The following is a 24,949-nucleotide window of genomic DNA, read 5'->3' on the forward strand; positions in this document are numbered from 1 at the left end:
AATGGATATCGGGCGAATGGGCTGGTCCGCTGGTCGCGGCCAATCGGGCTTGAAGCCCACGGCTTCGATCTGCGACATAACTCCCGACATACGCTTCAAGATCAAATGGGCGACGTTCTCACACAGCTCCGGTCGGTAGCGGTCCCTTCGCCAGTTTCGATCACGGACCGTGCGGCTTGCGCTCGGAGCGCATGATCAGAAGCGGCCGGCGCACTCTCCCGTTCGAGCCGGGAATGCGCCCCTCCTGCCTGTCGCCGGTTCATCTCGTCCATCCGCCGCGACTCGTCGGTATCGACCGTGCGGGCGCCGATCTGCTCCTGCGCCGGAATGAGTACGGTCTGCTCGCTGGTGTGATGGTCGAGATCAAGCTTGCGGAGGATCGGGGCCGCGATCAGGAACAGCCTCGCCCACGGGTACACCCGACGGATGGATCGGATGAAGTAGGCTGCGATGATCGGCAGGAGGTTGGTGAGGATCGGTTCGCGCAGCGACACCAAGAGCGCGACCAGCTGGTCGCCAAGGCATGATCACGGCGCTGTCGCCAACGGTAGCAACGTCGGTAGCAAAGGCAGGGGTACGACGCAGGCGAGCGCCAGCCCTGCGAGCAAGGCGACACGGGTCATGAAGATGGTCCTGATGGTGAGGATGGCGGTGGACCCGGCTGACTCGGGATCACAACTTCGTCAGAAGCACGGTAGAATGTTGAGTACCGTTCAATGACAGGGCATCAGGCTTGAGTGCTGCGCCGATCCTGTCTGGCCAGCGGATAAGACCGCTGCGCTGACCTTGTCTGGCCAGCGGTCAGCATATCACCCCTTATAGCCACCTCGCTCTGGTCACGCCTCGCTCACGCCCAGGCGCGTTCGAGCGATCGTCGTTGGCAGCGTATGCGGCAGCGGCAGGTCGGCCGGCCAGCGGAACGCGGTGAACTCCTTGCGCGGAAAGGCGGCGATACTCCACGCGTCGCCGTGAACGCCGGCCAGCAGGAAGGTCTGGCTCACATTGACGCCGACGGCGAAGCCGACATGGCCCCGTCATGACGTTTTGGCCCGCTTCTTCGTGGCGATGGCGCTGAGCACCGGCTTCTTCACCCCGACGCTCCATAGGACGGCGCTGCGAAGCTGCCTGAGGGCTCGTGGCCGGCACGCTTCAAGATGGCGCCGACAAGCGGCAGCGCAGCATGCCACCAGGTCCTGCTTGATGCCGGAGAAACCCGCATCGGCGAAGGATTGCGCGATGCGCAGATTGTTGGCCGCGCCTGCACCCTTGCGCACGGCGAGTTCGCCCTCGGCCGGAACAAGCCAGCCGGGCTACTCGGGTGCCTCGCGCCGCTCGCCGATGTCGGCCTTCTGCGGCGCGGACTACGTCTTCGACCCGGCGATACCGCCAGGGACGAGGCCAGCCGAGCGCTGGAACGCAGTCACGGCCGAGATGGTGCGCGGCCCGGCATCGCCGTCCGCTCCTGAGGGCCCGAGGCCGTACCCGCGTGCCAAGAGAGCGCGCTGGATCGCAGCAACGGTCATGCTGGTGTTCACCGATGGTGAGGGAAGGTGTCGGGCTCGGGCCGGGTGGGGCAGCGAGGGGGTTTCAGGCGTGACTTCGAGGTTACAGGGCAGCATACCGTTTTAGCCTACAAGGCTCGTCTCTGCACAAAGGACAGGCCTTCATGACGAGACCCACTGCGAAGTCGGCTGCCCAGAAACCCGACCCCGCAAAAACTCCTTCGTGGAGCGACTACGATCCGTATTTTCCGGCCAGGAAGGGCTCGTCAGGCTCACAGAGCGCTACCGTCGCCAGTGCCCTGAACCGCAGCAACAGCCCGCACTTTCCGCGGCTGTCGAGCGCCGCACGAGGCTGATCAGACAGGTTCGAGGTTCGCCGCCTGCATCGGGAGCCGGGTCTTCCTACCGGAGGCGTTCACGCCCATCGGCGTCGTGAGCTGCTGAAACTCCGGATCGCCCCACACCAATCGACTCGTAGCCTCTCGACGGACTGCGCCTCCCATTCGGCCCCCCGCGGCCATCTAATGCCGCGCGCTTGCCTGATGAGCGACCCACACCGGGAGACGGAGAGGGGGCCGAGATCAGGCAGGCTCTGCGATGATGGTCCAGGGCTCGTCAAACCGATGCTCTTCAAGGTTGAGCCCGGCGCCGCCCCGGTCGATCACCCAGAAGTCCTGGGACCGGTCGAGGGGCGTGAGCACGCCGTGCCACGTACCGACGTGGTAGCAGACGCCTTGGCCCGGCGCCGTGAGGAACGCCCGCGGCCGCCCGGGCGTCCCACCCTCGTCCGGGCAGACCACGACGACGAATGGCGCGGCGCTCACGGGCACGAAAGCCTGGGCGCCGAGCGGGTGGCGCTCGACGAGGCTCAAGTGCAGCGGCAAGGCATAGGGCTCGGCCTCGACGTAGCCGATCATCACCTGCCCGTCCCTCGCGCCGTACCCGCCCGCGATCGGTACCGGCGCGAGGTCGTGGAAGCGGCGCGCCCTGCCGCCGTTCATCGGTCGCGGCGCGACCGCAGCCTTGTCGATGACCGTGCCGAAGGGCGCGAAGGCGCCTTGCGTCAGCGGTACGATGGGAATCCGCCGGTCGCTCATCGGGCGGACCGGAAGGGGGCGAGGGCGGCATGCCGGTTCACGTCCTTGTAGAGCAGGTAACGGAACGGGCCGGGACCGCCCGCGTAGCAGGCCTGGGGACAGAAGGCGCGCAGCCACATGAAGTCGCCGGCCTCCACCTCGACCCAGTCGCGGTTGAGCCGGTAGACCGCCTTGCCCTCCAGCACGAACAGGCCATGCTCCATCACATGCGTCTCTTCGAACGGGATCGAGGCGCCGGGTTGCAACGTGACGATGTTGACGTGCATGTCGTGGCGCACGTCCTCTGGCGAGACGAAACGGGTGGTGGCCCAGGCCCCGCCCGCGCCCGGCATCGCCCGCGGGGCGATCTCGGATTCGTGGGTGACGAGGCTCGGCGGTACCTCCATTCCGGCGACCGGCTCGTAGGCCTTGCGGATCCAGTGGAAGCGGGCGGGCTCTGGCCCGTTGCCGCGCAGGCTCCAGGCCACTTCGGGGGGCAGGTAGACGTAGCTGCCGGGACGCAGGGCCTGCGCCCGTCCTTCGAGGACGAGGCGGAGCTGGCCGCCAACCACGAACAGCACGCCCTCGGCCCGCGGATCCGGCTCCGGCCGCTCGCTGCCGCCGCCGGGGGCCACCTCCATCAGGTATTGCGCGAAAGTCTCGGAGAAACCTGAGAGCGGGCGTGACAGCATCCAGGCCCGCGTGCCCTCCCAGAATGGCAGGACGCTCGTGACGATGTCGCTCATCACGCCCTTCGGGATGACGGCGTAGGCCTCCGTGAACACGGCCCGGCCCGTCATCAGCGCAGTCTGGGGGGGCAGGCCGCCACAGGGCGGATTGTAGGGGGAAGCGGTCATTTCGGAGGGTTCCGCTGTTGCGCCGTCGGGCAGCGATCGCGCCGGGGAAAGGGGCTCTCATCGCGCGGTGCCCTTCAGCCAGGCCGCGAGCACACCGCGCTCCTCGTCGGTCATCCCGGTCACGTTGTTGGGCGGCATGTTGTGCGTCAGCACGACCTGCAGGCGGATCGCCTCGGCCTGACGGCCGATGGCCTCGGCGGTATCGAGCCGGACGCCTTTCGGCGCAACGCCGATCCCGTCCCAGATCGGCTCGGCCGCATGGCACATGGCGCAGCGCCCGGCGACGAGTTCGACGATGTGATCCGGCGGCGTCGCGGACGCCAGGGTGACGGCCGGCGGGCCTTCGGCCTGCGGCGGCAGGCCCAGCACCGAACGGCCTCCGGCGCTTCCGACGAGGGCGAGGACGAAGGCGGTGGCCAGCCCCGCGGAGGCGACGGCCCAGGCCCACCAGGGCGAGCGCGCATGGTCGGCATGGCGCACGTTGTAGAAGAAGCGGATCACCGCGCCCGAGGCGGTGACCAGTGCGACGATGAGCGGGATCGCCGCCTTGGAGTCGAACAGCAGCGGATAGTGGTTCGCGATCATCATGAGCACGACCGGCAGGGTCAGGTAGTTGTTCTGCGCCGAGCGCTGCTTGGCCTGCCGGCCGAGGCTCGGGTCCGGTCGCTCCCCCTTGAGCAGCGCGGCGACGACCTTGCGCTGGTTCGGGATGATGATGAAGAAGACGTTGCCGGCCATCCAGGTCGCCATCAGGGCCCCGGTATGGATCAGGGCGCCGCGGCCGCTGAACACCTGCGAGAAGCCGAAGGCGGAAAGCGTGATGGCCAGCAGCCCCACGGCGGCGAGGCCCGTTTCGCTCTCGCCGAGCCGCGAGCGGCAGATGCGGTCATAGACCAGCCAGCCGAGCGCCAGGGCCCCGATGCCGAGCGCCGCCGCGACCGGAGCCGGCAGGTCCATCACCGCCGGGTCGACGAGGTAGAGGCGCGATTGCGCGTAGTAGATCCAGGCGAGCAGGACGAAGCCCGACAGCCACGTCGTGTAGGCCTGCCACTTGTGCCAGGTGAGGTCGGGGGAGAGATGGCCCGGCGCGACGAAATACTTGCGCATCTCGTAAAAGCCGCCGCCATGCACCTGCCAAGCCGCAGCGCCTTCGCCGGCCGGGATCTCCGGCGTCCGCTTCAGCGACGCGTCGAGGTGCATGAAGAAGAACGACGAGCCGATCCAGGCCATCGCCGCAACGATGTGGAGCCAGCGCAGCAGCATGCTCCCCCATTCCCAGACGAAGCTCTCCACGGCTGCTTCCTTCCCTGTCCGGCTGCGATCCTACCGCTGCGAGCGGGCTTGTATGCCCATCAAATTCCTTGCCAGTTTTCGAAATTTTCGTGAAATCCGAAGGCAGTATTGGGCGGCGGCAGGGCGCGGAGGGGAGATGCTGTCTCTGGAGAGTGTCCGCATCTTCATGCGCGCGGCGGAGACCGGCAGCTTCTCGGCGGCCGGCCGCTCGCTTCGCCTGTCGCCCTCGGTGGTCAGCTACCGCATCCAGACGCTGGAGGCGCATCTCGGCTGCCTGCTGCTCACTCGCACGACACGGCGGATGAACCTGACGGAAGCCGGCCGCGTCTTCTACGACCGCTGCCTCGACATCGCGGCGTCCGTGGAGCGGGCGGAGAAGAGCGTCGAGACCGAGGGCGCCGCGCGGGACGCTGAAGGTCACCGCCCCGCTGAGCCTGGGCCGGCGCGTCGTGGCGCCGCTGATTCCCGCCTTCCGCGAGCGCCATCCAGAGGCGGACGTCCACCTTCGACTCTCCGATCATCTGCTCGACCTCGTGCAGGAGGCGGTCGACGTGGCGGTCCGCCTCGCGCAGATGCGCGATTCGACCTTCACCCTGCGCAAGGTCGCCGAGATCGAACGGATCCTGTGCGCGTCGCCGGACTATCTCGCCGAGCATCCGGCGCCCGAGAGCCCGGCCGAGCTCATCGATCATTCCTGCCTGCTGCTGCGCTTTCCCGGATCCGAGCAGTTCCGCTGGACCCTGCGCGACGGCGATGAGGCCGTGACGCTGCCGGTCTCCGGGCGCATCGACGCGGATGACGGCGACGTGCTGACCGAATGGGCGATGAAGGGACAGGGCATCGTCCTCAAGCCCGTCTTCGAGGTCGCGTCCCACCTTGCCGACGGCCGCCTCGTGCCGATCCTGCCGGGCACGCCGCCCGCGCCGGCGACCCTCGGCGTGGTCTATCCCTCGCGAAAGATGCTGCCCGCGCGCGCCAAGAGCTTCGTCGAGATGACGACCGAGGCCCTGCGCGCCCATGTCGGCGCCCAACTTGCCCTGATCGGCCGGCGCCTGATGCGGTAGGATTGCGGAGCGAAAGCACCGTCCCGGATCGGGGAGGAGACTCCGGAAGGCCGCTCGCGCGGATTAACCCGCCGCGGGCAGCCGGTCCTTCAGGCGCAGCCACGCGATCCGCTCGATCTGGCGCAAAGCCTCCTGGAACTCCTGCTCGGGCTCGTTGCGCAGCCGGGCCTCGAACCCTGCCAGGATCGCCTCCCGGCTGCTGCCCTTGATCGCTATGACGAAGGGTAGATCGAAGCGCGCGCGGTAGGCCGCGTTCAGCCGCTCGAACCGCGCCAGCTCCTCGACGGACAGCGCGCCGAGGCCAGCGCTGCCCTGCTCGGCGGTGGAGGCCTGCGTCAACTGCCCGGCCTGGGCGAGGCGTCCGGCGAGTTCGGGATGGGCGCGGATGAGGGCGCGCTGCCGCTCGGCGGCCAGGCCGCGCAGGGCGGCGACGAGGGCGGCATGGAGCCCCTCCGCGCTGTCTTCGCGCGCGGTCAGGCCGGCCTGCCACGCCCGGAGCGCGATCTCCGGCGTATCCTCGAAGATGTCGCCGAACCGGGTCAGGAATTGCGACGCGCTCATGGTGCTCGGGCGCAGGGTCTCGGCCGGGTGCCGCACCGTCCAGTGCCGGGCGATGTCGATGCGGCGCGCCAGCCAGACGTCGTCATGGGCGGCGACGTGGTCGAGGAAGCGCGAGAGCGCGGCGATGCGGCCGGGCCGGCCGACCAGACGGCAGTGGAGGCCCACCGACATCATCTTCGGCACGGTGGCACCCTCCGCGTAGAGCGCGTCGAAGGTGTCGCGCAGGTAGGTGAAGAAGTGGCCGCCGGTGTTGAAGCCCTGCGCGGTGGCGAAGCGCATGTCGTTTGCGTCGAGGGTGTAGGGCACGACGAGGCCGGTGCCGGCCCGCCCGTACAGCCAGTAGGGCAGGTCGTCGGCGTAGGAATCGGCGAGATAGGCGAAGCCCCGTTCCAGGCCGAGTTCCAGCGTGTTGACCGAGGAGCGGCCGGTGTACCAGCCGAGGGGGCGCTCGCCCGTCACCGCCTCGTGCAGGCGGATCGCCGCGTCCATCTGCGCCGCCTCCTCCGCCCGGGGCATGTCGCGGTAATCGATCCACTTCAGGCCGTGGCTGGCGATTTCCCAGGCCGCCTCCCGCATCGCGGCGACGGCCTCCGGGTTTTGCGCCAGCGCCGTGGCGACGCCGAACACGGTCACCGGCACGCCGCGTTCCGTGAACAACCGCCACAGCCGCCAGAAGCCGGCGCGCGCGCCGTACTCGTAGAGCGATTCCATGTTCATGTGGCGCTGGCCCGGCCAGGGCACCGCCCCGACGATCTCGGACAGGAACGCCTCGGAGGCGGTATCCCCGTGCAGGATACAGTTCTCGCCCCCCTCCTCGTAATTGAGCACGATCTGCACGGCGATGCGGGCACCGCCGGGCCACTCCGCCCGAGGCGGCGTACGGCCGTATCCGATCATGTCGCGGGAGGTGTGCATCGGTGATCCCCGGATCTGCCGCGTGGGCTGCACGGATGGGTGGGCGGAGCGCAGGATAGCGCCCCTTGCTCCGAGGATCTGTCGGACTTTTCCGAAGTTGCTCCCGGAAATCCGGGATGGTGCGCGGAAAACGATCTGCCACTGTCGCGGAGCCGGCACGGCGCGATGGTATGGGAAAGAGGGTCACGATCGCGGGGTGGCCTTGGAGGAACTGCTGGCATGGCCGACCCGACACCCTCCACACCCTCGGGCGCGCCGCCGGACACGAGGCGGCTCACGACCCACGTGCTCGACACAGCCACAGGACGTCCGGCGGCGGGCCTGACCCTTCATCTCGTGCGCGTCGAGGGTGCCGCCCGCACGCATCTCAAGACCGTCGCGACCAATGCCGACGGCCGCTGCGATGCGCCCCTCCTATCGGGCGAGGCGATGGAGCCCGGTACCTACGAAATCGCCTTCGAGGTCGGCACCTACTTCGCCCGCTCGGAGAGGGGGAGCGCTGGCGGCCCGCCCTCCTTTCTCGACACCGTGCCCGTGCGCTTCCTGGTGGCGCCGGAGGGCCCGGACACCCCTGCTCATCTCCACGTGCCGCTCCTGATCTCCCCCTACGGCTACAGCACCTACCGCGGCAGCTAGGGACTTAACATCATAGGGCTATGGCGTGGACATAGTGCTCATTCGGCTCTGGCGCGGCCCACCACCGTTTTCACGCTCTGGCCCGCCAAGGCTACACTGAAGCCGCCGATCGCAGCGCGGTGCCCACCTGTATCCCGTGCCCAAGAGCAGGACATATGCTGCCGGCCGCCGCGCCTTTCGTTCAGCGCGTGCTCTTCGCGCAGGAAGCGGCCGAAGAGCGTGAAGATGAACTCGGCCTGCCGACAGGTCTTGTCGTCCCAATCTCGATCCTGACGCTTCTCCGCGATGAGCTTCTCACCGATCGCCTCGATGGTGACAGTGGATGTTGGGGCTGGCGCGAGCGGTGATGCATTCGACGCGATCGGTAGAAAACCGACGGTACCGTGATCGGGTCCGCCACGGCGACAATCGGTTCGGCAACAGGCCGTTCCGATTCGTTTTCGCATGCTTCCGTACCGAAGTCCGCCATGAGGTCCTCGTATGGCAGCGCGTCCGAGACGAAACGGTCGCGCGTGCGCAGCAGAGCGTCCCCCAGGGCACGCAGGTAGATCGGCTCGGCGCGCGCCACGTTGCCCGGTGTCGGCAGTGCCCCGATCTCCTCGACAATCTCGCGGATGCGTGCCTGCGAGGGTGCCAGGGCGCCGCTCTTCCGCATGGCGTCGAGGCAATCGCCGACACAGGCGATCTCAGCTTCCGCAAGCCCCGCCTTCGCCATAGCAGCGCGGTCATCCTCTGTCAGGCGCCCGTTCACGCCCCGGCTAGAGGCGACCCGATAGCTCCAGCCCATTGCCTGTTCCGCGGCCATCTCGGCCGCCGGATCGAAGTCGGGTTCCTGGCGCGAAGGCTGCAATACGATCGAGCTTCGCCTCGTGGCCGAGGAGGGCCTTCCTGAACAGCGTCGCGAGTTGCTCCTTCGTGATGGCATCGGGCAGGCTCGTCATGAACAGTTCGGCGGCGGTCGCCAAGGCGAATGTCGCCGGCACGCGTCGTCGCCAGTGGTAGACGGCGCCCCGGCGGTTAAGGTTCGTTGCGAGCGCCACTCGGCCCGCCTCCTGTGTCCCACGCGTGTGACCCACCTCCGTGACCCAGTTGGACCACAGAAATACCCAGCCACAGGAGACACGAGCGAGATCAGGGACTTAGGAGGCTTGGCTGGGGCGCCAGGATTCTCACCCAGCATGACCTCAGCAGAAGGCTCTGACTAAGTTATTGTATTTGCAGGCGCTTTATCTTCGTGCGCACACGCAGTGGATACGATCCTGCGCTCATTGCCAAGGGCGCTCTCTGGCAATCCACAGGCGGCGGAAAGGCATCGCTTTCTTACCCGCTCAGGTCGATTTGAAGCATGTCGAGGGTCGGCAATGCGTCGATTTTGTTGAAAAACTCGGGACCGACCCGAAGCAGCATCACGAGCCGCTTTGGCTGGAGAGGGCCCTACTATCAGATCGCTTTGATCCCGCTGCTATCTCGGGATCTCATCGTCGATAGGAGGAAAACGTTCTGCAGTGGGCCCTCCTGAGCAACGCTCAGATTGCCGCCTGCGAGTTTTCAACGAAATCCGCCACTTGCAGACATGAGGTGCCTGCCCGAGATCGGACGTTCGCTGGCCGAGCGCGCCGATGGCTGCTTCGCCTCGATTTCGCGACCTTCATCGCTAAGGGGCGTCCTGGCCGGGGCTGGCTGAGCCGGCAGCGTGTCCAGTGTTGACGCCTAAGTTACTCCAATATGACCAGATCGATGTTTGAGCGCGGAACCCGTGCTGAGCATTCTCGCTGCGTATCCGAATGGCGTTCGCCATTTCGATCATCGTTCGTGCGCGGGGATGAAGGACCGGTAGCTTGGTTTTCGCCTAGTCATAGTCGCAGAGTTCAAGTGCGTTGTGCGCGGCTTCTGCCTCTGTGTCCCGATATGTCGTAGTTCCCGACTGATCGGATCGGATCGAGGCAAGCATCTGATTGCGTGCGTCCAGATCCTGCTGTGTGCGTGGGAAGATGATATTCGCGGCGTCCCTCACCGCCAACGCTTGGTTTGCCTCCATATATGGACGAACGATGCGTTCGTAGGCGGCGAAGGCTTCCTCGGGATTGTCGTGCGTGGCCAACTCGCCCGCCAGAACATAGGCTCCGACCAGCGCCATGCTCGTGCCCTGACCGGCCCGGAAGGACGGCGCACAGGCAGCGTCACCGACCAGCGCCACGCGTCCCTTAGACCAACTGGGCATCCGGATTTGGCTCACGGTATCGAAGTAGAGATCGTCGGCATGCCGCATCGCCTCCACCAAGCGGGGCACTTGCCAACCACCGTGTTCGAACAAGGCGGCGGTCCGCTCGATCTGCTCCGCCCGGTCGGCATGTGCGCTGAACGGCGGCCTCTCGGCCGCGAAGATCAGGAAGGCGAACAGATCCGGACAGTCGCGGATGGCAAAGACGCCTGCGATGCGCCCCGGTTCCGCATAGAGGACCGCCTCCTGCGAAAGGCCAAGGTTGTTTGGCACGGAAAAGATATTGAAGGCGAACCCAAGATAATGGCTGTATGTTTCCTCTGATCCGAACACGAGGCGACGCGTGTTTGAATGAAGCCCATCGGCTCCGATCACGACGTCGTATCGATCATGTATGCCGCTTCTGAAGCGCACGTGCACGCCGTTCTCGTCGCCGTTGATCGCCTCAATCGTGTCCTCGAAGCGGTAGCACACCGCACTCTCGCGGGTCAGGCTATAGAGCATGTCTGTGAGCGTACCGCGCGGGAGTTCGACATCCCGGCCAAGATCGTTGGACGTGAGGTCGTAGATCGGCACCGTCCCGATTGTCTCACCCTGAGCGTCGACGAAGGTTAAGCCGCGCGACGCGATATGGGCGGCATCGATCTGCGGTCGCAAGCCCATGCGCTCTACCACCCCGAGCGCCGTGCCCCGGATGTCGATCGCATAGCCGCCGCTCCGGACTGCCGGCGCCCGCTCCACGACGGTGACGTCGAAGCCGTATCGGTTGAGCCAGTAGGCGAGCGTCGGTCCGGCGATGCTGGCGCCGGAGATCAGGACCCGGCGACGGGTGCCCGGCGATGAATGCACTAAGATCGACATGGCCTGGCTCCTGCCATAAGATGCGTGCGTGCATCCAATACGCATCGTGGCACGGTGTCAAGATGCAGCATTGTATCTTATAGGAGGCCATGTGACTGGACGCCGACGCGGTGCAGACTTGGAGCAGGCGATCCTCGAAGCCGCTTGGAGTGAGCTGAGCGAGCGAGGATATGCTTACCTAACGATGGACGCCGTTGCGGCGCGGGCCGGCACGAGCCGGCCGGTCCTCGCCCGCCGCTGGGATGGGCGTGCAGCGCTCGCCACCGCCGCACTACGCCGTCGCATGGCTGATTACCCTGTCGATGTACCCGATCGCGGTGACGTGCGGACCGAACTGGCGGAGATGCTTGGTCTCGCCGCAGAACGCGCCACAGCGCTGGCGGCGACTTTCGCCCTTTTCTCGACTGAGTATGCCCGCGACAAGGGTGGGACACCGAGCGATCTGCGTGCGACACTGCTGGCCGGAGAGACCAGCAGCCTGGCTTCGATCCTCGAACGCGGCGTTGCCCGCGGGGAGATCGATGCCAACAAACTGACGCCGCCGATCGCCAGCCTGCTAGCGGACCTCTTCCGTCATCATGCCTTAATGACTTGGTCGGCGCCCGACGAGGATCTACGAGCAGCATGGATCGATACGATTTTTTTGCCACTTGCTAGCGTTCGTGTTGGGTAGGCGCGAAAGACACATCGAGCACGACGCGGTGAAGCTGCGTCTGCGCTGGCCTTTCCTGCTTTGCAGTCCTCTTTGAGAAGGTGGCAGACGGCCGTTCCCGCCTTCTGCAAAGCCAGAAGCCGCCGGACAGCTTTACATCCAACGTAGCCGATCAAATCGGTGCAGTTTGGTCTACCCACGACGTACCAGGGCATGCGATCTGCTTTGAGTATCCATAGGAAACATCCATAGAGAACCGGCGATGTGGAATGCCCTATAGTGGACATCGCGAGGGTCCGCATGGGGGCGAAAGTGGCCGATCCTCACTGCCAAATAAAGTTGACTGGTACGGACTAGAGCTGCACCCGAGCGTGTTGGGACGGCTGGGGGTTTGAAACGTTGGAGGGTGGAGGAGGATGCCGATGCCTTCACCCTTGTCTGTCGATCTACGCCACCGTGTCGTCTCTGCCGTTTCGGAGGGTGCCTCCTGTCATCAGGCTGTTGCCGAGCAGATGCCAGGGCACGCCGAATGCTTCGTCAGAGATGTTCGACAAATGCTAGGATGAGGGAGCATCAGGCGGTGCCCCAGCCTGCATGCTTACTGAGATTTTAGAACTGAGGAAATCGAGACCGGCGGTACTAACGGAAGGCCTGCCGGAGGCAACGGGCGACCTAGCCGGAGAGGGACGTGCGGTATCACGCAGCCCAGTAGAGCGGTCGGAGCCATGCAGAGGGCGCGCACACGGCCGTTCGTCAGCACCGATTCAACCGACGTTTGTCCGTCACGGATAGCGAATATGAACCGCCTCCTTCAGCGACGGGGAATTTCATGAGCGCTGCACAGGCGGAGACGGTGGCAGACTGGCGTGCGCGAGGCTACCGCGGCCTACGCGTCATGCGCTGCCCCGAATGCGGGTGCGGGACCCACAGCACGTGGGAAGACCTGAGCGCTGCTCCGGACGAGGATGTGGTCATCGTGGCTCAGCGTGTGCGCTGTCACGAGTGCCTACAACCGCCTGCCGGGCTCGCCGTCGTCACCTACAGGGAGGCTGCATAGGGATGAGTTGCTAGCCCGCGTGCGCTTGAGCATCATCGAGTCACGCGGGAGGCACGCAAGTCGCCGACGACGCCGTTTTGGCCTTACCGAGAATTCCCACGAGGGTCAGATCATGGTCCGCGGTCATGCTCACGCCCCTGCCGCTGCGGCTTGTCCGACCGCAGTTGCTCGACGGCACAGTAGGTTCTTAGACGTTCCCCTGCAGGGCGCTCAGAAGCCTGAAACTACTCTCCTGGAAGGCTTTGAAACGCTTCGCTAGGGAAAGCCCAATTGGAACGTCTCGCTCAACAGTTAGGGCAGCCGCTCGGAACTATCGGGAGGATGGACCCGCTTCCCTGCGTGTCGGCCATGTGTTGAGACCAGAAGCTCTCTTGAGCCGTGTGTCCGCCTTGGCGAGGAGCTTGGCCGATTGCTCAGCGTCACCCTTTGCTGCTGCGCGGTCGGCAGCCACCACGTCGCGCCTGGCGAGGCGGCAGCGGGGCCGCGCGCCCTCTCCACCCACGACGATCAGCGCGTCGAGGTCAGCCCAAGCCGAGGACGTCAGCTTCTGTGACGGTCGATTGGACGGTGAGGCCGGCGGTCGTGGCAGGTGAGTTGGGCTCAGAAACGATGAGGCAAGAGACCGAGTAGAGTGGGGCTCGACCATCGACGGCATTAGGGCCCTTCCTGTGCCCCATGAGTTGACCGGCTTGTGTGAGAATCTCGGCCGGGCCGGCGATGTTCAGGAGCTGACAGGGGGCGGCGCCGAGGATGAGGACACGACGAGGCGGGGGCTGGGCATGTGCAGGATCTTGGTATCCAACCGCCACCGCACCTATGACGATGTCCCCTCGATTTCTGCCATTTGCACGTCTCGCTGCCGCCCGCTGTCCGTTGCTGCCGATAGAGCGATCCGTTGGAAGCGCCTTCTCGGCCATTTCACCAAGCGCCGTTCCAGTGATGTCGTGAGGCTTGACCTCCATTCACCCAGATGCGGTCTGCCCGGTGAATCCTGGCATGGTCAGCGCTTCCTCAAGCACCATCCCAGCCATCGAGGCGACGCCTTGTAGGCGATCCAGGCTGTGGCCTTCGCGGGCCATGGCAGAGAGGCCGATCATCACTGTGACAACATAGTCGGCCAGTCGCTCGGCCGCCTCCGGATGGGTAGCGGCGACAAAGCGGCGGATGGTGTCCTCACCCGCGGCTGTCAGGGCGCGAGCGGCCTTGCGGGCATCGGGATCGTTACAGCGCGCTCCCTCGATCGCTAGGCAACCAGCGGCATCAGAATCCGCGGCATAGCGACGGGCAGCATCCGCCAGCACGACGGCAAGCGCTTCTGCCACTGGGCGATCAGGGCGGAGGATATCGCTTAGAGGAACGCCCGCAGTGGTCGTGTAGTGGCGGAGAGTTCGAGCGAAGAGGCCGGCTTTGCTCCCGAAGGCGGCGTAGAAGCTAGGCGGGTTGATCCCGAAGGCTTCTGTCAAATCGGCAACACTGACAGCATCATAGCCACGTTCGTGAAAGAGGCGCTGAGCGGTGCCGATGGCCTGATCCGGATCGAAGCGACGGGGCCGACCACGCGGACGTGGCGCTTGTGTAGTCATGGTTACAAAAAGCCTTGACCTAGCATGTAGGTCATTTATGTAGCGGACACTACGTTTCTTCTCAAGGATGGTGTGATGGCTGGTTTTCAGGACAAGTCCGTTCTCGTGCTCGGCGGCAGCCGAGGTATCGGAGCAGCAATCGTACAGCGCTTCAGGACGGGCGGAGCAAAGGTGACCTTCACCTATGCGGGCTCACACGAAGCTGCGCAGCGGCTGGCAGCTGAGACGGGCAGCACGGCAGTGGTGACGGACAGCGCGGACCGAGACGCGGTGATCGCTTGCGTCAGGAACGCTGGGCCACTGGACGTGCTTGTGGTTAATGCCGGGGTGGGTGCCTTCGGCGATCCGCTGGAGCAGGAGCCGGACGCAGTGGATCGGCTGATCCGCATCAACGTCAACGCGCCCTACCACGCGGCCGTAGAGGCGGCGCGGCAGATGCCGGAAGGTGGCCGGATCATCGTAATCGGCTCGGTCAACGGAGACCGGATCCCATTTCCTGGGCTGTCGGCCTACGCGATGAGCAAGTCGGCCTTGCAGGGCATGGCTCGGGGTTTAGCCCGGGACTTTGGACCGCGCGGAATCACGGTCAATGTCGTACAGCCCGGACCCATCGATACGGATATGAACCCGGCGGATGGTCCGATGAAAGACATCCAGCACGCCGTCATGGCCCTCAAGCGCCACGGCCGTCCGGAGGATGTGGCGGGGATGGTGGCCTGGTTAGCAGGTCCGGAAGCGACGTTCGTCACAGGCGCGATGCACACAATCGACGGCGGCTTCGGCGCCTGAGCCAACGCGGCCGGAGCAACAGCAACTCCGGCCCGGTCTTCCTACCCGGCTGCCTCGCAATACGGTCGAGCTTCAAGCCGTCTGCAGCTGGGTTCCTCCTGCCACAGCGGCCATTGTGGGTTGGCCTGAAAGCAGTCCGACCGCGCTCCATCCGGTGCGGTCATTCTGCTTGCAATCCGACCCAAGCTTTCGCGGAGTTCCAGGCCTGAACTGAAATTATTCGTTCGATCAGTTGTAGCTGACGGCGCCGCCTATCTCGTCATGGCAGCTTGTCGATTGACGCAATCTATTGGTTCGGGAAAAATAAGAACGATTTTTTCTCAGCAGGAATGCCGCGATACTTAGGTCTTAGAATGGTCGTAATGACCGCCTCAACATAGGCTTTCTATCATGTGAGCTTTTTGTCTGCAGTGAAACGATTAGGCAGCATGAGGGCACCAGATTTGGAAAACACGGATCGTCTCGCGGAGCTGATTGAACGTGATGCATGGCTCGACTTGTTTGCCGCAGCCCCTGATCAGGTGCGTGATAGCCTTGGCCTAACCAGCACAATAGTCGGTGATATGGGGCTTCTGGGCTGTCAAAAGGTCCCAATTACCGAGTTGAACCGGGCGATGGCCGTGGGCGTGGTGAGTGCACCTTCAATCGACGACCTTGATGCTGTGGCCTCATGGCTGGACAAACATGCGGTTTCTTGGGCGCTGCAAATCGCACCTGGCGCCGAAACGCCTATGCTAGATGACTATCTGGCTGGGGCCGCTTTGTCGAAGGCGGGGTCCGGCTGGGCAAAATTCGTCACGACGGATGCTCCGCGGCCTCGCAGCCCAATTAAGGAGTTGGCAAAAATAGAGTCCGTAGGTGAGATAGGCGCGGACAAGTTCGGTCAGGCGGTTGTAGAAGGATTTGGCCTGCCAGCGGTGTGCGAGGCTTGGTTTGCTGCACTTGCCAACCGCCCGTCATGGCAATGCTTCAGCGCCATCGTGGACGGTGAGGTTGCCGGCGTTGGAAGCATGTTCGTGCGCAACGGGGTCGCCTGGTTCGGGATCGAGGCGACCCGACCGGCCTTTCGGGGCCAGGGGATCCAACGCAGCATCGTCGCAGCACAAACGAGCGCCGCCGCAGCAGCAGGGGCTACCATCCTCACCTGCGAAACGTCGCAACCGGCCGATCACGCCGACAAGGGGTTCTCGTCATATCGCAATCAGGAACGGGCCGGTTTACTTCATCGGTACGTCCGCGTGAACTTCAAGCGAGCAGCCTGACCAATCCGTCATCGTTCCGTTTCGAGAACTTGATCGTTTTCACGGCTGATCCGTGCAGCGGTAAGCGGCAGCTTTTAGCGACTACGTTCCCAAGAGCAGCCTGGCGGGTTGCCACCCTTCTCGGACGTTCGCTGCAGGTACCAAGTGTCAGAATCCTCTCGCTAGGCGACGCGCTAGTAAGGCCACCGGGCTCAGGCGGCCTGGACCTCGATCTCGGCCTGCAGCTCGTCGAGGAACGCCTCGCGTCCGACCTCGCCTAAGTCGACGGCCTTCGCGCCGCCCGCGGCTATGACGCTCACGTCCGTGATGCCGAGGACGCTGAGGATTAGGCGGAGGTACTGGGTCGCGATATCCCGGTCACGGATCGGCGAGCCTGCTGTGTAGACGCCGCCGGAGGCGAGCAGCACTGTCGCCTTCTTGCCGAGTACGAGGCCCTTGCCGTCGTTGCCCAGGGTTAGTCCCTTGCGCACGACGTGGTCGACCCAGGACTTCAGCGCGGCCGGGACGTTGTAGTTGTAGACCGGGGTGGCGATTACGATGTGGTCAGCCGCCAACAGCTCGGCGGCGAGTTCGTCCGACAGGCGCAGCACTTCCCGCATTTCGTCGGAATGTCGCTCGGGCGGCGTGAAGTAAGCCTGGAGCCAGGGCGCGTTCACAAACGGCAACTCGGTCTGCATGAGGTCCCGCTCGACCACGTAACCGTCCGGGTGCGCGGCTTGCCACCGGTCGACGAAGCGGCGGGTGAGAGCTCGCGAGATCGAGTAGTCGCCGCGCGGGCTGGTCTCGACGACGAGGAGGCTAGGCATGAGGGGGCTTTCTGTTGCGGGAGCAAGGCGGGGTTCGAAGAAGATCTGCGCCGAGGTGGTCGCGGTAGACGGCGCCGGACTTGCGAACGGGTCAGCCGGAAACTGAAGGCTGGACCTTCTTCTCGGAAGCGATAAAAAACCGATCAACTCTATCGGCTGAGGTGATGGATGATCGGTAGCCTCACGCTCGACCAGCTTCGGGTGCTGGTCACCATCGCGGACACGGGCAGCTTTTCGGCCGCCGGCAGACGACTGCAGCGCGCGCAATCGGCCATCAGCCAGACCGTGGCGACGCTAGAGGGCATCCAGGGCGTCACGCTGTTCGACCGCTCCGGCCATCGCCCCCATTTGACCGAGGTCGGCCGCGCGCTCGTTGGGCAGGCGCGCATAGTTCTCTCGGGGGCAAGCCGGTTCGAGGCCATGGCGGCGGGCACGCGCGAGGGAGTCGAACCGGAGCTTACGGTCGCCATCGACCCACTGGTCCCAACGGCCCCGCTCATCGAGAGCCTGCGCGCGCTGCGCGACGCCTTTCCGCACTTGGCGGTCAGCTTTTCGACCGAAGGGCTGGGCGGCGCCGAGCGCCGTCTGCGTCGGGGTGATGCTGCGCTCGCCTTCTGCATCCTGCTGCCGTCCGTGCCCGAGGACCTGACCGCCCTGCCGCTGCTCGGGGCACGGCTCATACCGGTCGTGGCACCGGGGCACGCGCTCGCGAAGCTCGGACGCCCCGCAACGCGCGCAGACCTGGAGGAGCACGTCCAACTGGTGCTTTCCGATCCTTCCGCGCCGGATGGTCCCTGCCACGGCGTGATCGGCACGCGGTTCTGGCGCTTCGTCGAGCTCGCCCGCCGGTTGGACTTCCTCCTGGCCGGACTGGGCTGGTGCCGCATGCCCGAGCACCTCGTCGCGCCGTACCTCGCCGACGGGCAGCTCACGGCGTTGGCCATCGACGACGACCCGGCCGGCCGGGCCGGGCCCCTGACCGTCTATGCCGCGCACCTGCGTGGTAGGCTGCTCGGCCACGCGGGCCGCTGGCTCCTCGATGACCTGCGAGCCCGCTTTGACGATGGCCCCGCTGAGAGCAGGTTAGCGGTCCTGCAGCCTCGTTGATTGGCGATCTCAGTGGTTCCCTTTCGGTCCCTCCTCTGAGGGTAGACTGAAGCCGCTTGGTCGCAACGACCGCCATGCATCTTGTGTGACGCATAACAGGTTATGTAACTGTCCTCCTGGAGGACGACATGGCCGCAGATATCCTCGATGACCTAGGACCTCTGTTCCTGGGGAGCCGCCTCAAGCGCCTCGCCGACCGTTTCCAGGCAGACGCCGCCAGGATCCTGCGCGACGAGGGACTGGGCATCCAGCCGGCGCAGTTCCCACTCCTCGCTGCCATCGACCGCTACGGCCCTTTGACCATCAACGATGCGGCCGCCCTAGGCGTCAGCTGACCTGACCGGTATTTTGGACCGGGCCAGATGGGAGGCTACTGCATGGTAATGGCCATGGGTAGCCGGTAGGCCAGATCCGGGAAGCTGACAGGCGCGGGCGGCCGGTAGCCCAGCGACGAATGCGGCCGGACACGATTGTATGTGTTCTGCCATAGGCCAATCACGACCTGTGTGTGATCAGCCTCCAAAAGGGACCCACCTGCTTCGTTTTGGATCAGACACTTAGTGCGCCGATCGGCGTCCAAAACGCACTCTGAGTCACACGCTCACCGGATCAGGGCGCAACCGCGTTGATCCAGCCAACTCGAACGGTGCTCAAAAGGGAATTTTGATGGTAGGTCGGCTAGAACGTGTAAGTCTGAGGCAGGTTTGGGCTCATGAAGCTCTGGACCTAACGCGATGGCTCGTCGACAATCCCGATGTCCTAACTGAGGCTATTGGGATCGAGCTCTCAAATGTGCAGCGTGAGCAAGCTGCTGGGAGCTTCAATGTCGACATACTTGCCGAGGACGCCGATGGAAGAGTGGTCGTAGTCGAAAATCAACTTGAGCGGTCCGATCATGACCATCTTGGAAAGCTCATTACTTATTTGTCGATGTTCGGAGCGAAGGTTGCAGTCTGGATTGTCTCGGAGCCACGCCCTGAGCATGTCACCGCCGTCAGCTGGCTGAACGAAAGCGGACTCTGTGAGTTTTACCTCATCAAGCTTGAAGCTGTAAGGATCGGCAGCTCAGAGCCTGCCCCGTTGCTTACTGTTATTACTAGACTCAGCGAAAGCCAGCTGGAAGTTGGCGAGGTTAAGAAGGAACAGGCAGCTCGTTACGACGAGCGACGAGAGTTCTGGAAAGAGTTGCTAGAGCGTTCAAAGAGCAAAACAAAACTTTTTTCGACGATTTCACCCAGCAGCTATCATTGGATTGGAACGGGAAGTGGACGGGCCGGAGTAGGCTTCAATTACGTTGTTAACTGACACTCTGCATCGGCCGAGCTATACATCGATGTGCGTGATGCTGCGGAAAATGAAAGAATCTTTGCTAATCTATATGGCCAACGTGACGAGATAGAGGCGAAAATCGGCAAGCCCTTATCTTGGGAGCCACTCGAAGGTAAGCGCGCATGCAGAGTCCGATATCCGATGGGGACCGGAGGCTACCGCACGCCCGAGACGCGGCAAGCCGTTCAAGACGAAATGATTGATGCAATGATCAAACTCGAGGCTGCGCTTCGAACCCGGTTGGCACGCATATAGGACAGCACTTTGGTCCTGTTGGATCTTCGTTCAGTAGAACGTGACGCATAGCGGAGCGAAAGCTGACACATGGCTGGAGCGCTCCGACTGCGGGATCTCCATCTGGACTGGGGCAGGAGGGATCTTGAAGCGGTGTCCGCTGCCACGAGCAAGCACGGTCTGCGCCTCGCCAAGTAGATCGCCATGCCGGCCAACAACCTCAGCGTCGCATTGAGGAGGGCTAGGACTTAAATCATCGTTGTGAGCCTCCGACCCAGGGCACTTTGCAATCGGCTGGTCGACTAATCGCATAACGTCCTGTGGCTTCCTCGGGCCTAACGGGACGCCTGATGGAGGCATCGCCGTGGCATGAGGGGAGAAGGCAAACCGTATGCGCAGAAGTGAAATTTCGGGATTCCGCTTCCGGGCAGTGCCGGACCATTAGAGAAGGCTTTACCCAAGCCTCAATCGTATCTTTGTTGCAGGTCGATCCGAGCATAACCCAATGAGGAGCATACTATGAAGCGCACTTGCGCGGCACTTGCCGCAGTCATCTTCGCGATCAGCACGCAAGCTTTCAGCAAGCCCAAGCTTAAAGCCGAGCCTGGTCCCGACCAGAAGACCTCAAGCCACGATATTATGGTTTTTATGTTTCCATACGACGCCGCAAACTAAAGCGCTCTGCTCAAGCAGGGCGACCTGAAAGCTGCTCGGATGCTCTGGCTTAATAAGGGATCAAGCTACGCCTCTTCCTTCAAGGCGGGTGAACCATTTATCGTTATGAAAATCGGCTTGAAGGATGACCAACTTGTCAGCTGTCTGCGCATGCCAGGAAAGCCTGACTGTTTCTGGGCCGCCTCGGTTGATATATATTAATTGAATTGCTGCATGTCCAATTATGGCCGTCTTTGCCTGCAGCCTCAATCCATTGCACGAGCGGTTGCAGTTTGCTTCGTAACTATCGCTCTGCGCCTAGGCTTTTGGGGAAGCGCCGAGCCACCTCCCGCACGGCTTCTCCGGCACAGTCACCGCCGTCAATGCATTCGAAGAAACTCGCCCGGGGTCCTGTTCAGCGGCCCCACCTCGACATCTCGCCACCTTGTCAGGTGCGGATCAGGTCGCGTTTGTTGAGAATCGCCCGGGCCGAGGACGGTGCTCCAAGGATCCGGTGAGGATCGTCTTGAGCCCAGGAGGCACTCCCAAGGCACAGGTCCGGATCGTCTAGGACTTCGCACTCACGTTGACCGAACGCTGCCTCCAGAGTCCCGCCCCGCGGGATTCAAGCGGCAAGCCATGCTTCGCAGGAGGGTGCCGCACTGCGACTGGCTTGTCCGGCAGAGCTCCCGCTCAACGCATGTGGTGTGTTCGACAATCCGCCTTGATCAGGCTGCTTAAGCTTGTTCAGGGATGTGGAGCGGACCAGCTTGGCAGTGCGTTACACTCAGTCCTCGTGGCTGGCATTCCAGATTGGAACATGGACGAAGAACGCCTTGGCGACGATGTTGCGCCTCCGGTCCTGCCACCGGACTTCGTCACTGACCTTGCGCAGGGTCATGACTCCCTGAAGCTCGGTCTGGCTCTTGGTTCGGGTGCTGCGCGGGGCTGGGCGCATATCGGCGTTCTGCAGGCGCTCCTAGAGGCGGGCGTCGTCCCCGATATCATCGCCGGCTGCTCTGTTGGGGCCGTTGTCGGAGGCTGCCACGCAGCAGGAAAGCTCGACGCGGTCGAGGGTTTCGCCCGCTCTCTTACGAAGCGGCGCATCCTCGGCCTGCTCGATTTCCAGCTGGCCGGCGCAGGTCTCATCGGAGGCGAGCGACTGCGTCTGTTGCTGGAGCGCGATCTCGGGCCTCTCACAATCGATGAGCTAAGGCTGCGCTTCGCTGCCGTCTCGACGGAGATCGCGACCGAGCACGAGGTCTGGCTGACGCAGGGCTCACTGGTCGACGCGATCCGCGCCTCCTACGCGCTTCCCGGCATCTTTGAGCCGATTGTCTCAGGTGGGCGCGTGTTGATGGACGGTGCGCTGGTGAACCCGATCCCGGTCACGCTTGCGCGGGCCTTGGGAGCGGACGTCGTAGTCTGCGTCAATCTGAATGGCGATCCACGGTCACGGGGATCAGTCATACCAGCTCATGGATGCGATCGCACTTCGCAGTCGCCCGTCCCGATGGCGACAAGCTGGTGGTCAAGGCTGCAGACAAGGCGCCGGATGTCCGAGGCGCTCCAGGCGCGGCCAGCGATCCGCGTCAGGCGTCCTGCTTCGATCCTGACCGACGCCTTCAATATCGCTCAGGACCGGATTGCCCGATCCAGGCTGGCTGGCGATCCACCGGACATGATGATCTCGCCCCGGCTTGCTGAGGTCGGCCTCTTCGAGTTTCACCGAGCTGCGGACACGATCAGCCTGGGGCGTGCAGCGACGGAAAAGCTCCTTCCTGAAATCCAGGAAGTCCTCGCTGTTCACGCCGCAAGCCGTTGAGCCCCATCCCCAGGGGACAAGCTGGAATGTTCGTATTGGCCTGCGGCGGACAATTCAGAGGCAATTTGTCTGGCGATCGACTAAATATCTGATCTACTAAGCTATGGCGTCAAGCTCCGCCAAGGGTTCGAAATGGGAGATGGTGAGCACAGATGGCAGCCCTACGCGCGCCGACCAGATTTTTAAGACTTCCTTTCTAACTAGAACAAGCGATCGCAGCTGCCCGGACGAGCGTTCGATCATCTGTGTTGCTGCGGTAGATGAGCATCTCCGCTGTGCCAATGTTGACATCTTCGATGTCTGCGGGAACGACTTGATCGAGTCGCATGAGCAAGGATAGTAGCGAGTTTCCGTGAGCAACGACGAGCACGCATTCGCCACTTCGAACGCGACGTGCGATGGCACGCTCGAAGAACGGTCACAGGCGCGCTGCCGTCATTGCCAAGCTCTCACCGCTGGGCGGCACCGCGTCGTAAGATTTCCGCCAGGAGCGGACCTGCTCGACGCCAAACCGGGCACGAGCCTCCGTCTTGTTCAAGCCGGCAAGCGCGCCGTGCACACCAACCCGGCACCCCATCATCATCGTCTTCACCGGCTCGAGCGGCGAGCAGCATGGCTACGCCAATTGTTGGTCGCCCGAGGCGTGTTCCGCTATCTCGGTGAGGGCTAAGTCGGCGACATGGTGTTCGAGCGAGGCAATCGCGCGATCCAGGATCATCTCGCCGACGGCAAAGACCTCGTGGTCTTTCAGACACGCGACCGGGAGGGAGTGCGGTTCATCGGCTGGTTCGAGTGTGCCGGCTACAGCATTGAGGCCTGCATCCTGCGTTTCAAGCCGGGCCGCTGAATGACCTGACCGGCTGGCTTTGGGCCGAGTTGCCTACGTCGCTTGGGGCGACGGCTCTCGGCGGGCACTCGCCTCGCAAGCAGCCCGACGAACTTCTTCGAGACCGGCCAACACTCTCTGCGGTGCAGTGTGATGAACCATGTGGCCACACTCCTCCACAAGGTGCAGGCTGCTCTGCAGCACCTCGCCGTGGAGGCGACGTGATTGACCGTCGACATCGACCATTCTGTCACCGATCCCGGCGATGATGGCGATAGGCATCCTCAGCTTACGATAGTGCCTTTGGAGCACCGCCGCGTTCGGAACCATCAAGGCGGACTCTGCCGCACTCGTGTGAAGCTGCGACGGACGCATCGCCATCGATGAGGGAAATCGTGCAAACGACGGAGCGACGGCGGCTGGGCTGAACAGGTTGCGCCGCATGATCGGCCACAGCAGCCGCGCTGTCAGCGGATATGCCGTGTAGCGCAGCACGTCACCGATCAACGGGAGGGCCGCTATCGAGAACAGGGCAAGGTCGGCACGGGGCGACGGATAGTAGTAGCCACTCTCCAGAACCAGCCCGCGAACGGCTTCTGGGTGGCGTAGGGCTGCTGCGATCGCAACCGAAGCTCCCCAGGAATGGCCGAGGGCAATCACTCGGTCGACACCAATCTGAGCGAGAGCACCGATCAAGAGGTCGGCTTGCGCCGCTGGCGTCCAGACTTTGCTGTGCGGGCGCTCGCTGTAGCCGTAGCCCGGACGATCGAACACGATGACGCGGAAATGCTGCGCGGCCAAGGTGACGAAGCCGCTGATGATGAATTCCTCCGCCATGCTCCCGTTGCCGTGGAAGATGACCAGCGGCTCGCCGGCACCGCACTCAATATAGTGAAGGCGCACGCCGTCGGCCTTGACGAAACGGCCCAAGGGCGGATGCGCGTCCTCGGCCTGTTTTGCCCGGGCACGGACGATGAGACCGGTGACCATGGCTGCAGCCGCCACAGTTCCGAGAGCGACACGGGAGTGCACAGACGGTCTTCGTCGCGGAGACACGGTTGCGATTACCGAATGGAGCAGCCGGAAGGCAGGGAGATCGCTGGTGATCCCGTCTATGTTGCTCCGCAGCCAAAGGGCGCAATAAGCAGATCGTTCGCCGCTGAAAACCTAGCACGCGCAAAGCTCACGCCTTCGCATCGGGTCGGGTGCAGCAGGGCGTGGCCGCTCAAGCATCATGACGTTGTGCATACGCCGGACAGCCGATAGACCAGCGGCTCGGCGCCGTTGATTGAGATATCCACCTGACCTGCGGCGGGTAAGTCCGCGCCCCGCGACACAGGACCTATTGCTCTACCGCCATGAGCGTCGGCCGCGCTAATACTGGCAACCGTATCAGCTGCTCTGCTGCTTCGTAAGAGCACTCTCATCGCCCGACATGTCAGTCATTGGACCTGAAAGCCCGCTCGTATTCTCATCGCCCGCAGAGCGTGCTTGTTCGTTGAAGTTCCGGCGGTTGCCTGCGTGATCGTGATACTGCTCAGTTTGAACGTTCTTGCTATCAAGCCCACGCTCATCGCTATGCTGTGACTTGTCGCGGTTACTCAACACCATGTTCTCTGGGAGAATGCCCTCCGGGAGTTCGGTCATTGCGCCAGTCCCTGAGTGTTTGCCCTGTGCGCCTGCGCCCATGCTGCGCTTGCTGGCGTTTGCCATGTCGTGCATCCCTTTCCAAATTCTCTTCAACAGACCTCAGCAATGACAATGGAGGCAACCACGACCTCTACAAGCTTCGCTGAAGAAAATATAATTCCGATCCTTCTGGGAACTATTTCGAATAAG

General features: G+C 63.7%; 23 protein-coding genes and 4 pseudogenes. 11 read left to right on the forward strand and 16 right to left on the reverse strand.

Translation table 11 applies throughout. The features are described from left to right. Positions 1-101 precede the first annotated feature (101 nt). From FHU13_RS27795 to FHU13_RS14570, 7 genes are all read right to left on the reverse strand, one after another. Positions 102-497: a hypothetical protein gene (locus FHU13_RS27795; RefSeq protein ID WP_246714667.1), complete on the reverse strand. Its 396-nt coding sequence runs from the start codon at positions 495-497 to the stop codon at positions 102-104. Positions 498-836: 339 nt separating this feature from the next. Further along, a complete protein-coding gene (locus FHU13_RS27800; RefSeq protein ID WP_246714668.1) occupies positions 837-1,001 on the reverse strand; it encodes a hypothetical protein in 165 nt (54 codons plus the stop codon). Between the two features lie 33 nt (positions 1,002-1,034). Continuing rightward, positions 1,035-1,274, reverse strand: a complete 240-nt coding sequence (locus FHU13_RS27805) for a hypothetical protein (RefSeq protein ID WP_246714669.1) — start codon at positions 1,272-1,274, stop codon at positions 1,035-1,037. A gap of 87 nt (positions 1,275-1,361) precedes the next feature. Next, positions 1,362-1,619: a peptidoglycan-binding domain-containing protein gene (locus FHU13_RS28385; RefSeq protein WP_312889590.1), complete on the reverse strand. Its 258-nt coding sequence runs from the start codon at positions 1,617-1,619 to the stop codon at positions 1,362-1,364. A gap of 464 nt (positions 1,620-2,083) precedes the next feature. Beyond that, on the reverse strand, positions 2,084-2,599 hold the full coding sequence (locus FHU13_RS14560; protein ID WP_183436585.1) for an ureidoglycolate lyase: 516 nt from the start codon (positions 2,597-2,599) through the stop codon (positions 2,084-2,086). Continuing rightward, positions 2,596-3,435 carry a bifunctional allantoicase/(S)-ureidoglycine aminohydrolase gene (locus FHU13_RS14565; RefSeq protein ID WP_183436586.1) on the reverse strand — a complete coding sequence of 280 codons (840 nt, stop codon included), beginning with the start codon at positions 3,433-3,435 and terminating at the stop codon, positions 2,596-2,598. The genes FHU13_RS14560 and FHU13_RS14565 overlap by 4 nt, the downstream gene beginning before the upstream one ends. Before the next feature lie 57 nt (positions 3,436-3,492). Next, positions 3,493-4,728: a urate hydroxylase PuuD gene (locus FHU13_RS14570; RefSeq protein ID WP_183436587.1), complete on the reverse strand. Its 1,236-nt coding sequence runs from the start codon at positions 4,726-4,728 to the stop codon at positions 3,493-3,495. A 136-nt stretch (positions 4,729-4,864) separates the two neighbouring features. On the opposite strand from FHU13_RS14570, the pseudogene FHU13_RS14575 reads away from it, so the two are divergent. Continuing rightward, positions 4,865-5,792 (forward strand): annotated as a pseudogene (locus FHU13_RS14575) (LysR family transcriptional regulator). Between the two features lie 63 nt (positions 5,793-5,855). Here FHU13_RS14575 and puuE read toward each other — a convergent pair. Continuing rightward, positions 5,856-7,268, reverse strand: a complete 1,413-nt coding sequence (puuE, locus tag FHU13_RS14580) for an allantoinase PuuE (protein ID WP_183436588.1) — start codon at positions 7,266-7,268, stop codon at positions 5,856-5,858. Positions 7,269-7,487: 219 nt separating this feature from the next. Between puuE and uraH the strand changes: the two genes are divergently transcribed. Both uraH and FHU13_RS14590 read left to right on the forward strand, forming a co-directional pair. After that, positions 7,488-7,904: a hydroxyisourate hydrolase gene (gene uraH, locus FHU13_RS14585; protein WP_183436589.1), complete on the forward strand. Its 417-nt coding sequence runs from the start codon at positions 7,488-7,490 to the stop codon at positions 7,902-7,904. 155 nt (positions 7,905-8,059) lie between these two features. After that, positions 8,060-8,251 carry a hypothetical protein gene (locus tag FHU13_RS14590; RefSeq protein WP_183436590.1) on the forward strand — a complete coding sequence of 64 codons (192 nt, stop codon included), beginning with the start codon at positions 8,060-8,062 and terminating at the stop codon, positions 8,249-8,251. Positions 8,252-8,662: 411 nt separating this feature from the next. Here FHU13_RS14590 and FHU13_RS14595 read toward each other — a convergent pair whose 3' ends face one another. Beyond that, positions 8,663-8,869, reverse strand: a complete 207-nt coding sequence (locus FHU13_RS14595; protein ID WP_183436591.1) for a hypothetical protein — start codon at positions 8,867-8,869, stop codon at positions 8,663-8,665. Positions 8,870-9,753: 884 nt separating this feature from the next. Next, positions 9,754-10,986 carry an FAD-dependent monooxygenase gene (locus FHU13_RS14600; RefSeq protein WP_183436592.1) on the reverse strand — a complete coding sequence of 411 codons (1,233 nt, stop codon included), beginning with the start codon at positions 10,984-10,986 and terminating at the stop codon, positions 9,754-9,756. A gap of 91 nt (positions 10,987-11,077) precedes the next feature. Here FHU13_RS14600 and FHU13_RS14605 point away from each other — a divergent pair, with 91 nt between their 5' ends. Next, positions 11,078-11,659, forward strand: a complete 582-nt coding sequence (locus FHU13_RS14605) for a TetR/AcrR family transcriptional regulator (RefSeq protein WP_183436593.1) — start codon at positions 11,078-11,080, stop codon at positions 11,657-11,659. 1,998 nt (positions 11,660-13,657) lie between these two features. On the opposite strand, the gene FHU13_RS14610 is transcribed toward FHU13_RS14605, so the two are convergent. Next, positions 13,658-14,278 (reverse strand): TetR/AcrR family transcriptional regulator, encoded by a 621-nt coding sequence (locus tag FHU13_RS14610; protein ID WP_183436594.1) that lies wholly within the window; start codon positions 14,276-14,278, stop codon positions 13,658-13,660. Positions 14,279-14,353: 75 nt separating this feature from the next. On the opposite strand from FHU13_RS14610, the gene bdcA reads away from it, so the two are divergent. Next, positions 14,354-15,067 carry an SDR family oxidoreductase gene (gene bdcA / locus FHU13_RS14615; RefSeq protein ID WP_183436595.1) on the forward strand — a complete coding sequence of 238 codons (714 nt, stop codon included), beginning with the start codon at positions 14,354-14,356 and terminating at the stop codon, positions 15,065-15,067. A gap of 428 nt (positions 15,068-15,495) precedes the next feature. Next, a complete protein-coding gene (locus FHU13_RS14620; protein ID WP_183436596.1) occupies positions 15,496-16,329 on the forward strand; it encodes a GNAT family N-acetyltransferase in 834 nt (277 codons plus the stop codon). A 191-nt stretch (positions 16,330-16,520) separates the two neighbouring features. On the opposite strand, the gene FHU13_RS14625 is transcribed toward FHU13_RS14620, so the two are convergent. Beyond that, positions 16,521-17,135: an FMN-dependent NADH-azoreductase gene (locus FHU13_RS14625; protein WP_183436597.1), complete on the reverse strand. Its 615-nt coding sequence runs from the start codon at positions 17,133-17,135 to the stop codon at positions 16,521-16,523. Positions 17,136-17,303: 168 nt separating this feature from the next. On the opposite strand from FHU13_RS14625, the gene FHU13_RS14630 reads away from it, so the two are divergent. Together FHU13_RS14630 and FHU13_RS14635 are read left to right on the forward strand one after the other, a co-directional pair. Then, the gene (locus FHU13_RS14630; protein ID WP_183436598.1) at positions 17,304-18,242 is read left to right on the forward strand and encodes a LysR family transcriptional regulator; all 939 of its coding nucleotides are present in this window, start codon (positions 17,304-17,306) and stop codon (positions 18,240-18,242) included. A gap of 128 nt (positions 18,243-18,370) precedes the next feature. Next, the gene (locus tag FHU13_RS14635; RefSeq protein WP_246714672.1) at positions 18,371-18,577 is read left to right on the forward strand and encodes a hypothetical protein; all 207 of its coding nucleotides are present in this window, start codon (positions 18,371-18,373) and stop codon (positions 18,575-18,577) included. 35 nt (positions 18,578-18,612) lie between these two features. Here FHU13_RS14635 and FHU13_RS14640 read toward each other — a convergent pair. Next, a pseudogene (locus FHU13_RS14640) lies at positions 18,613-18,807 on the reverse strand (integrase core domain-containing protein); the annotation flags it as partial. A gap of 365 nt (positions 18,808-19,172) precedes the next feature. Between FHU13_RS14640 and FHU13_RS27820 the strand changes: the two are divergent. Both FHU13_RS27820 and FHU13_RS14650 read left to right on the forward strand, forming a co-directional pair. Beyond that, positions 19,173-19,826, forward strand: a pseudogene (locus FHU13_RS27820) (DUF4268 domain-containing protein). A gap of 1,453 nt (positions 19,827-21,279) precedes the next feature. Then, positions 21,280-22,284, forward strand: coding sequence for a patatin-like phospholipase family protein (locus FHU13_RS14650; RefSeq protein WP_183436599.1), 1,005 nt, complete (start codon positions 21,280-21,282; stop codon positions 22,282-22,284). Positions 22,285-22,480: 196 nt separating this feature from the next. On the opposite strand, the pseudogene FHU13_RS28390 reads toward FHU13_RS14650, so the two are convergent. Continuing rightward, positions 22,481-22,840: pseudogene (locus FHU13_RS28390) on the reverse strand (histidine phosphatase family protein); the annotation flags it as partial. Between the two features lie 123 nt (positions 22,841-22,963). On the opposite strand from FHU13_RS28390, the gene FHU13_RS14655 reads away from it, so the two are divergent. Further along, complete coding sequence (locus tag FHU13_RS14655) at positions 22,964-23,131, forward strand: hypothetical protein (RefSeq protein ID WP_183436600.1); 168 nt, start codon at positions 22,964-22,966, stop codon at positions 23,129-23,131. Positions 23,132-23,164: 33 nt separating this feature from the next. Here the strand turns inward: FHU13_RS14655 and FHU13_RS14660 are convergent, their stop codons facing one another. Then, positions 23,165-24,100 (reverse strand): alpha/beta fold hydrolase, encoded by a 936-nt coding sequence (locus FHU13_RS14660; RefSeq protein WP_183436601.1) that lies wholly within the window; start codon positions 24,098-24,100, stop codon positions 23,165-23,167. 402 nt (positions 24,101-24,502) lie between these two features. Then, positions 24,503-24,823, reverse strand: coding sequence for a hypothetical protein (locus tag FHU13_RS14665; protein WP_183436602.1), 321 nt, complete (start codon positions 24,821-24,823; stop codon positions 24,503-24,505). Positions 24,824-24,949: the final 126 nt, after the last annotated feature.

The sequence above is a fragment of the Methylobacterium sp. R2-1 genome (assembly GCF_014191355.1).
Lineage (GTDB): Bacteria > Pseudomonadota > Alphaproteobacteria > Rhizobiales > Beijerinckiaceae > Methylobacterium.